Annotated in this window: 7 protein-coding genes; 1 reads left to right on the forward strand and 6 read right to left on the reverse strand. The window is 36.2% G+C overall.

Annotated elements, in window-relative coordinates; all coding sequences use genetic code 11:
- The 6 genes from Q0410_RS07020 to Q0410_RS07040 form a co-directional block, all read right to left on the reverse strand.
- On the reverse strand, positions 1-827 hold an 827-nt coding region (locus Q0410_RS07020), incomplete at its 3' end, for a M3 family metallopeptidase (protein ID WP_299034832.1).
- 15 nt (positions 828-842) lie between these two features.
- Positions 843-1,667, reverse strand: a complete 825-nt coding sequence (locus Q0410_RS07025) for a hypothetical protein (RefSeq protein ID WP_299034836.1) — start codon at positions 1,665-1,667, stop codon at positions 843-845.
- Positions 1,668-2,351 (reverse strand): rhomboid family intramembrane serine protease, encoded by a 684-nt coding sequence (locus Q0410_RS07030; protein WP_299034839.1) that lies wholly within the window; start codon positions 2,349-2,351, stop codon positions 1,668-1,670.
- A 91-nt stretch (positions 2,352-2,442) separates the two neighbouring features.
- A complete protein-coding gene (locus Q0410_RS08530) occupies positions 2,443-3,009 on the reverse strand; it encodes a rhomboid family intramembrane serine protease (protein ID WP_367178726.1) in 567 nt (188 codons plus the stop codon).
- Between the two features lie 116 nt (positions 3,010-3,125).
- Positions 3,126-4,223, reverse strand: a complete 1,098-nt coding sequence (locus Q0410_RS07035; protein WP_299034842.1) for a glycerate kinase — start codon at positions 4,221-4,223, stop codon at positions 3,126-3,128.
- Positions 4,224-5,095: 872 nt separating this feature from the next.
- Positions 5,096-6,469 (reverse strand): Na+/H+ antiporter NhaC family protein, encoded by a 1,374-nt coding sequence (locus Q0410_RS07040; protein WP_299034845.1) that lies wholly within the window; start codon positions 6,467-6,469, stop codon positions 5,096-5,098.
- A 193-nt stretch (positions 6,470-6,662) separates the two neighbouring features.
- Here Q0410_RS07040 and Q0410_RS07045 point away from each other — a divergent pair.
- Positions 6,663-7,562 (forward strand): DMT family transporter (locus Q0410_RS07045; RefSeq protein ID WP_299034848.1); only part of this gene is annotated, 900 nt, incomplete at its 3' end.

The raw sequence follows: 7,562 nt of genomic DNA on the forward strand, positions 1-7,562 counted from the left end.
ATATCTGCATTGTCATGGACTACTTCTAGAAGGTTGTCGTAGATTTCTTCTGGAATATTATTTGCAAACAAACTCATTTCCCTAGCTGATTTGTAGCCTCTTAGCTTGGCTTCTACATTGTGGGCTGTAAATTCGCCGTCAATTGTTGATGCTAGGGTATTTGAGTATTGTCTGTAGGTTTTGTAATATTTTTCATAAACCTCACGTCTAAATTCTCTATCTGAATCTTCCTCTAAGGTTACAAAATTAGCATTTGTTATAGCTATCTCTTCACCGTCTTTTTTGACAGTTGGGAAAGTAAGGTCAGCGTTGTTAAAGATCATATAGGTGTTTTGTGGGTTGTTTTTTAGTTTACCGAAGGCTGCAAGGATTGACTCGCTTTTTTCGTCTAGAACGTGGTCTTTGGCCCTAAACTTATCTTCAAAATAGTGTTTTAGGTAAGAAATCTCAGGATCTTCCAGGTATTTATCGATGATTTTTTCATCTGTAGATAAGATTTCTGGTGAGATAAAGGATAGCTCACTAGATGCGTATACATAGGTATTTTGAGCTACTTGGCTCATTTCTTGGTATTTACTTACAGTTGTGTCCTCATCTGATTTTAAGGATGAGTAAACAAAGGCCTTTTCCATCTTTCTTGCAAATTCTTCTTCTAGCTTGAGGTATTCTTTGAATGTTTCAAGGTCTGATGTGACTTTGCCCTTGAACTCTTTAAGTTTTCCTACAAGGTTTTTTACCTCTTCAATATCCTTATAAAATCCTTCATCATCAGCATAGATAGATGAGGTATCCCATTTGAGTCTTTCTTCAACTTCGCTTCTTTTCATTAAATCCTCCTCAATTTATTTTATACTTAAAATCGCGTCGTTCTCGTCTTTTCCGACTAATTTTAATTCCATTATTCTTTTATCCTTTGAACTTGGCATAGTGCCTACCAAGATTCTCCTGCCATTTACTTCTGCTTTAATATTTTTACTTTCTATCTTATAGGGTCCAAAGATTTCCTTGAGGTATTCTTCTTCCTTATCAATCCTCTTAGATATTGCCATCTCTATATCCCCTGGGTCTAAACTTTCTCCAGTATCTATTAGCTCACTCATCCTATAGACATCTACATTTACATCGTCGATTGTGTTTTCAAAATGAAAAGAATCTATAAGGGACATGTACTTGTTGTAGATATAATAGGCACTTTTAGTCTCATAACCATCTACAAATACCTGGCTTGCAAGTAGGCAAGGCCCTGATCCTGCTTCTATCACATCAAAAGTAACTTGGCTAAAGATATTCTCGTTTGTTACAAGTGGTCCATATTCTTTTTCAACTAAGTCATCTTGGTTCTTAAAAGAAAGGACTGCTGTATAGGATGTCGGACTAAAAGATGATTCTAAAACTTCTACTCCTATTTCCCTACCTGCAAAATTAAACTTCTTGAGAAAACCCATGGCGTCATTTAGGTAAATCTTGCTAGACATGCGACCCTTGCCGTAAAGCTCTTCAAAGTCCACCCTCTTGTCTGGATCTGTCTCTGTAATGTACTTAATCTCTGGAAATTCCATTTTTTCTTCACTCTGAGTCTCTCCCTGATCTTTCTTAAACTCAGTTTTTGATTCAAAACCACAGGCAGAAAGGATAAGGGTTAGGACTAAGGCTAAAACTATCTTCATCTAGACTCCTATCATGGACTTAGTACCAATTCTGTAGAGGGCAAAGCTTGCTCCTAACAAGACTAGGGCAGAAACAAGTCTCCTTGGGCTTTGAAGTTCTCTGCCCAAAATAGGGAAGATTCCCGCAAGAAGAAAACCTGCTATAAAGCCTCCAAGGTGGCCATAAACACCAACACCAGGTGCTAGTAGTGAATAAATCACATTTATCACTACCACTGATATAAAGCTTGCTCCAAAACTCCTTATAATCTCATCGTTCTTATAAGTAGCCATCATGCCTATAGCAAGGCCAAGCATGCCATAAAGACTGGTTGAAGCTCCTGCTGATACAGTGTAGGGACTACCAAAGGCAAAGGATAAGAGATTGCCAAATACTCCTGCTATTAGGTAGATTATCAAAAAGTTTACTGATCCAAAAAGCCTTTCAAAAAGTGGACCCAAACTATAGAAAAAATACATATTAAATAGAATATGGAAAAATCCAATGTGGATAAAGGACGCTGTAAAAAGCCTCCACCACTGGCCTTGAGCTACTAGAATTTTGGAGTTTGCTCCAAATTTTATCAAGTTTTCAATACTTTCACTACCACCATTTAAGGTCATAAGGACAAAGACAATTATATTTATAATCATAAGTGTCGATGTAACCTTAGCTTGGCTAAGTCTTTCAAAATTTATATTCATAAGTTTACTATACCCCTAATTTTTATTCCTTTGAATATTGACTAGTTCAAATCAAGCTTTTATCCTACTTGAAACCTTCCACTAAAATAAGCTACAAAAAGAATGTTATTAAAAGCCCCGCAAAAAAAATAGCAAAACAAAGCCTTATTTTTTTATTTAACTGGTAGCCTTTAGGTGGAAAGACTCCCGCCAAGATAACCCCTGCGAGAAAACCTCCCAGATGACTATGGCTATATCCCCATACCAGTTGAGGCCTTCCTCCTATTATCCTAAAATAAATCTCGCTTGCTATAAAAACAAAGATCATAGGCAAAATAAACTGCCTTGACCACCTTTTTAAATTCCTATCTTTATAAAATAATAAAGCCCCTATAGCTAGGCCATAAAGACCAAAATACCCAGTAGATGATCCCCCGCCAGCTTCCCACTTTTCTAAAATTATAAAGCTCAATAATTCATCAAAAAGGCCAGCAAGTAAAAATACGGAAATTAAAACCCAAGGTTCATATTTATTTTCTATACTGGGACCTATCATATATATGACTAGCATGTTAAAAATAAAGTGGAGGAGACCAGTATGGACAAATAACTGGGTGAAAACCCTGTAATATTGTCCTTTAATAATTAATTCAGAATTTGACGCTCCAAAACGAAGCATATTCTGGGAAGTAAAACCTCCATTTATAACAAGCAAGATAAAAACTATAAAATTTACTAGCAGGATGAAGCTTGTAGCTTCTGATTTTTTAACCTAGTAAAAATTTCGCTCAAAATCTATTCCTTTTCTATCTTAAGAAACTTATCAAAACCCTTAGCGAGCCCCGCAATCTGCCTGTGGATATCTTTTCTATCGTAGGCATCTTTCAGCTTATAGGTGTAGATCTTGTCAAAGTCTCCCATATTTTTTATCTTTGCTCCCTCCTTATCTTGGAGAAAGATTATTTTTATATCTTTTTTATATCTCTTAGCAAGGCTTGCCATATTTAAAGAAGCAGACCCATCAAACTGGTCAACATTTTCACCAAGGATGAAAACATCCTTATCCTTGATAAGATCTTCAAAATCTATAGTTTCTAGAATGAAATCCATAGACTTTGAAATGCTTGCCCTAAAAAACATATAAAGGGCCCAAGCAACTCCCCCACCAGAGCCCATAGCTGGCATATCAACAGAGCCTGTACCTAGGGTGTCTTCTATAACCTTTTTAAAATGCTTACACCCTTTAAAAAGTCTTGCTGTATCGTAGTCAGTAGCTCCCTTCCTGTAGACCCTATCTTCTAGGAAAGAATTGTCTCCAAAAAGGGTTTGGTTGGTAGAAGTCGCAATCTTTATCTCAACTCCCTTAAGCCTTGTATCAAGTGCTTCCATATCTATCCTTGCTACCTTTTCCATATTTTCAGCGATAGGATTTAGGTCCTTGTCATCTTCATCAAAAAACCTCGCGCCAAGAGCATAGAGCATACCCATACCAAGGTCGTTAGTCGCTGTATCTCCTATGCCTATGTAAAAGGACCTAGCCCCATTATCAAGGCCATCTAAGAGCATCTCTCCGAAACCAAGGGAAGATGACTCCATCACCCTAAGCTCTTCTTTATACAAAAGTCTAATACCTGACGACTCTGCCATCTCCATCACAGCCAGATCATCTTTTAAAATATACCTAGCAGTAATTACATCATTTAAGGGATTGTGGACATTTACATACTTATACTTGCCCTTTATAATAGCCTGCATGGCCTCGACAGTCCCCTCTCCTCCATCAAGAAAAGGCATAACCTCAACGTCAGAAGAGAGATTTTCTTTAAAGATATTGCCAATTTCAACTGAATTTTCAAATGTTTTTATAGAATCTATTGCTACTAAAGTTTTCATCATAACTCCAATCTTTAATATATATACCCGAAAAAACAAAAAAATATTGACAATTTTTTCACATTTTTCAAAAATTTTTGTAAAAAACTTTACATATCGGCTAATCGCTGCTATACTAGATAAGAAAGTTTATAAAAGGGGGCCTAAGAGGCTTATTTTTATGACTTAAGCTGTTTAACTCAGGGAGAAAAATCTCCCGCTCATTAGAGACCATTAGCATGTGCTAGTGGCCTGTTTTAATGGTAAGACAAACATTGCGAGCAATGTTTGTCTGGTTTTCACAATATATCGAGCACCAAAGGTGCGAAGATAGATTAATGAAAATCCTTATGTAATTTTTTACAAGTGACGCGACGAATAGGAGCGTTATTTGTAAAAATATTACGTTCCTTAACAAAATCTTGATACAAGATTTTGCCTCAACATTGTAGGCAAAATTTTTACGGTCTACACTATTTTTCAAGCACCTTTAGGTGCGCAGTAAAAATAGATGTATAACCTTATGTAATTTTTTAGGCAAGCCCGTCCGGCTCGAAGAGGACACGCGACGAATTTTATCTCGAGCGTAGTCGAGAGAAGGAGCGTTATTTGTAAAAATATTACGTTCCCTAACAAAATCTTGGCACAAGATTTTGCCTCAACATTGCGAGCAATGTTTGTCTAGTTTTCACAATATATCGAGCACCAAAGGTGCGAAGATAAATCGATGAGAAACCTTATGTAATAGATAACAAAAGGGGCTGGTGGAGATGAATAAATCGTCCCAGTATCATCATAGGATCTCAATGAGCCGAAGGAGGCAAACTTTGAGAGAGAACCTCATGATAATGGGACGATAATTATTTACAATTTGCAACAGACCCTTTTTACGATTATTTAAGGCTATTAAGATGTGCTCTAACTTTTGATTCTGGCATATCATAGTCAAAATTCCACTTATCTTTTGCCCTTGTAAATGGAATAAAAATAGATATTATAGACATTACACCTAAGATAAATTGATAGTAAAAATACGGCATCAATTGAAATGGCGCTACCAATCCATTAGTAAAACCTGCCGCAATAAGTACTTGGGCTGCATATGGTACTAAGCCTTGAAACACACAAGAAAAGGTATCTAGCAAAGATGCACTCCTTCTTGGATCTATCCTATATTCATTGCTCATCTCTTTGGCTATAGGGCCAGAAATAATGATTGCCACCGTATTATTTGCAATCGCTATATCTGCCAAAGATACTAGGACTGCTATACCGAGCTCACCAGATTTTTTATCCTTAGCAAATTTCTTAATTTTTGAAATTATCCAGTTTATACCACCTTCCTTGGCGACCATGTTTGATAAGCCACCTATTAAAAGTGATAGTAAAAATATTTCAATCATATCACTAAAACCTTCCCAAATTAACTGTGAGACAGATAATAAATCAAATCCCTTGTTCATAAGTAATACAAGACTAGATAGGATGATACCTCCGGTTAAAACAAGTAGGACATTTACCCCCATCAAAGCAAATACTAGGACAAATATATACGGAATCACATGTAATATTTCATAGTCTAGTTGCTCTTGGCTTATTTGTGTTTCTGGTGATCCAAATATAAGAAAAAGGATAAAGGTTATTATTCCAGCAGGTAGGGCTAGTTTCATATTCATCTTGAATTTATCTTTCATGTCACAGTTTTGAGTCCTAGTTGCAGCTATTGTTGTATCAGAGATAATAGATAAGTTGTCTCCAAACATAGCACCGCCTACTAGCGCTCCAAGCATCATCGAAATATTTATACCGGCTGACTCAGCCAAACCTACAGCTATTGGTCCTAAGGCTGTAATAGTTCCCACAGATGATCCTGTAGCTATAGCAATAAAGCAAGATATTATAAATATTCCTGCCGTTAAGAATTTCGCTGGAATAAAGGTTAAGCCCAAGCCTACAACAGAATCTACTCCTCCAGAAGCTGAAGCAAGTGTGGAGAAGGCCCCTGCTAATAAATAAACTAAGCACATAATTATAATATTGTAATCTCCACACCCTTCTATTAAGTTGTCAAATTTTTCGTCTGTAGTCCCCTTAAATAGTAAAAAAGCACTTATTATACCAAAAAAAGCTGCAACTGGTGCAGGCATTTGATAAAAGGCCATTTCTACCCCATTTAGGTGAAGAACTATTCCCGAGACTAAGTAGACACTAATAAAAACTAAAAAGGGTATCAGCGCCCTTTTCGATATATTCTCGGTTTTTTCCATATTCAACTTTTCCACCCCTTTATAACATTTTGATAGTTATCGTATTATACCCTGAAAGCTTTGTAAAGTATATTTAACTTATATTGTATATAAAATTTATAGCAATAGTCTAGGAATTAATCAAAGCTTTTGCTAAAATCTTTTTATTTGGTAAAGTCTTAATATAATTAAGAAATTTTACCAGGAGGTTACTTTGTTAAAAAATAAGAAAAACGCGATAATATTTTCTATTCTCGCCATGCTTTTGTGGGGATCTGCTATTCCTACAATCAAAACTACCTATGCTGAGATGGCGATTGCATCTACTGACACAGGAGCAAAAATCCTTGTAGCAGGTATTAGGTTTTTTATGGCAGGAATAATTACTTTTATATATTTAAAAATCTTTAATAGAGAAGAAATCAAAAAAAGCCAAATAAACTGGAAGTTTATAGTAATAATAGGAATCCTACAGACCTTTATCCAATATATTTTCTATTATATAGGCCTATCCCACATAGCAGGAGTTAAGTCCTCTATTATCCAGGCTACAAACTCCTTTATAGTGGTTATCTTATCCTTGTTTTTATTACCTGGAGATAAGATAAACAAAAACATGATCATGGCCCTAATCCTAGGTACTGCCGGTATTGTTGTTACAAACATGGGCAAGGGAGGTAGTGAGGCTGGTTTTAAACTAACTGGCGAAGGCTTTATCCTTATGTCAACTACAGTAAACGCCCTTTGTACAGTCCTAATCCGTAAGTACGGCCAAAAGGAAAATTCTTACTTCCTTATGGCCATGCAGTTTATAATCGGGTCAAGCCTTATGATTATAACAGGACTTATCCTAAGGGATGCTAGCCTTAATTTTAATCCAAAGGCCATAATTTTACTAGTTTATGCTGCCTTTATATCAGCGACAGCCTTTACAATTTGGACCATAGTCCTAAAATACCACTCAGCAGGTGAATTTGGAGTTTACAAACTCTTTATACCACTTTTTGGCTCTATCCTTTCTGTAATAACCCTAGGAGAAGCCTTTACTGTTAACCTTGCTATAGGCATGGTCCTTGTCCTATCTGGGTCCCTCGTTTTAAACAAGAGCAAGAAA

The organism is uncultured Anaerococcus sp., assembly GCF_937934665.1.
Lineage (GTDB): Bacteria > Bacillota > Clostridia > Tissierellales > Peptoniphilaceae > Anaerococcus.

Coding starts and splice junctions, on each gene's coding strand:
- Q0410_RS07025 (WP_299034836.1), bottom strand. CDS start 1,667: ATGAAGATAGTTTTAGCCTTAGTCCTAACCCTTATCCTTTCTGCCTGT.
- Q0410_RS07030 (WP_299034839.1), bottom strand. CDS start 2,351: ATGAATATAAATTTTGAAAGACTTAGCCAAGCTAAGGTTACATCGACA.
- Q0410_RS08530 (WP_367178726.1), bottom strand. CDS start 3,009: ATGCTTCGTTTTGGAGCGTCAAATTCTGAATTAATTATTAAAGGACAA.
- Q0410_RS07035 (WP_299034842.1), bottom strand. CDS start 4,223: ATGAAAACTTTAGTAGCAATAGATTCTATAAAAACATTTGAAAATTCA.
- Q0410_RS07040 (WP_299034845.1), bottom strand. CDS start 6,469: ATGGAAAAAACCGAGAATATATCGAAAAGGGCGCTGATACCCTTTTTA.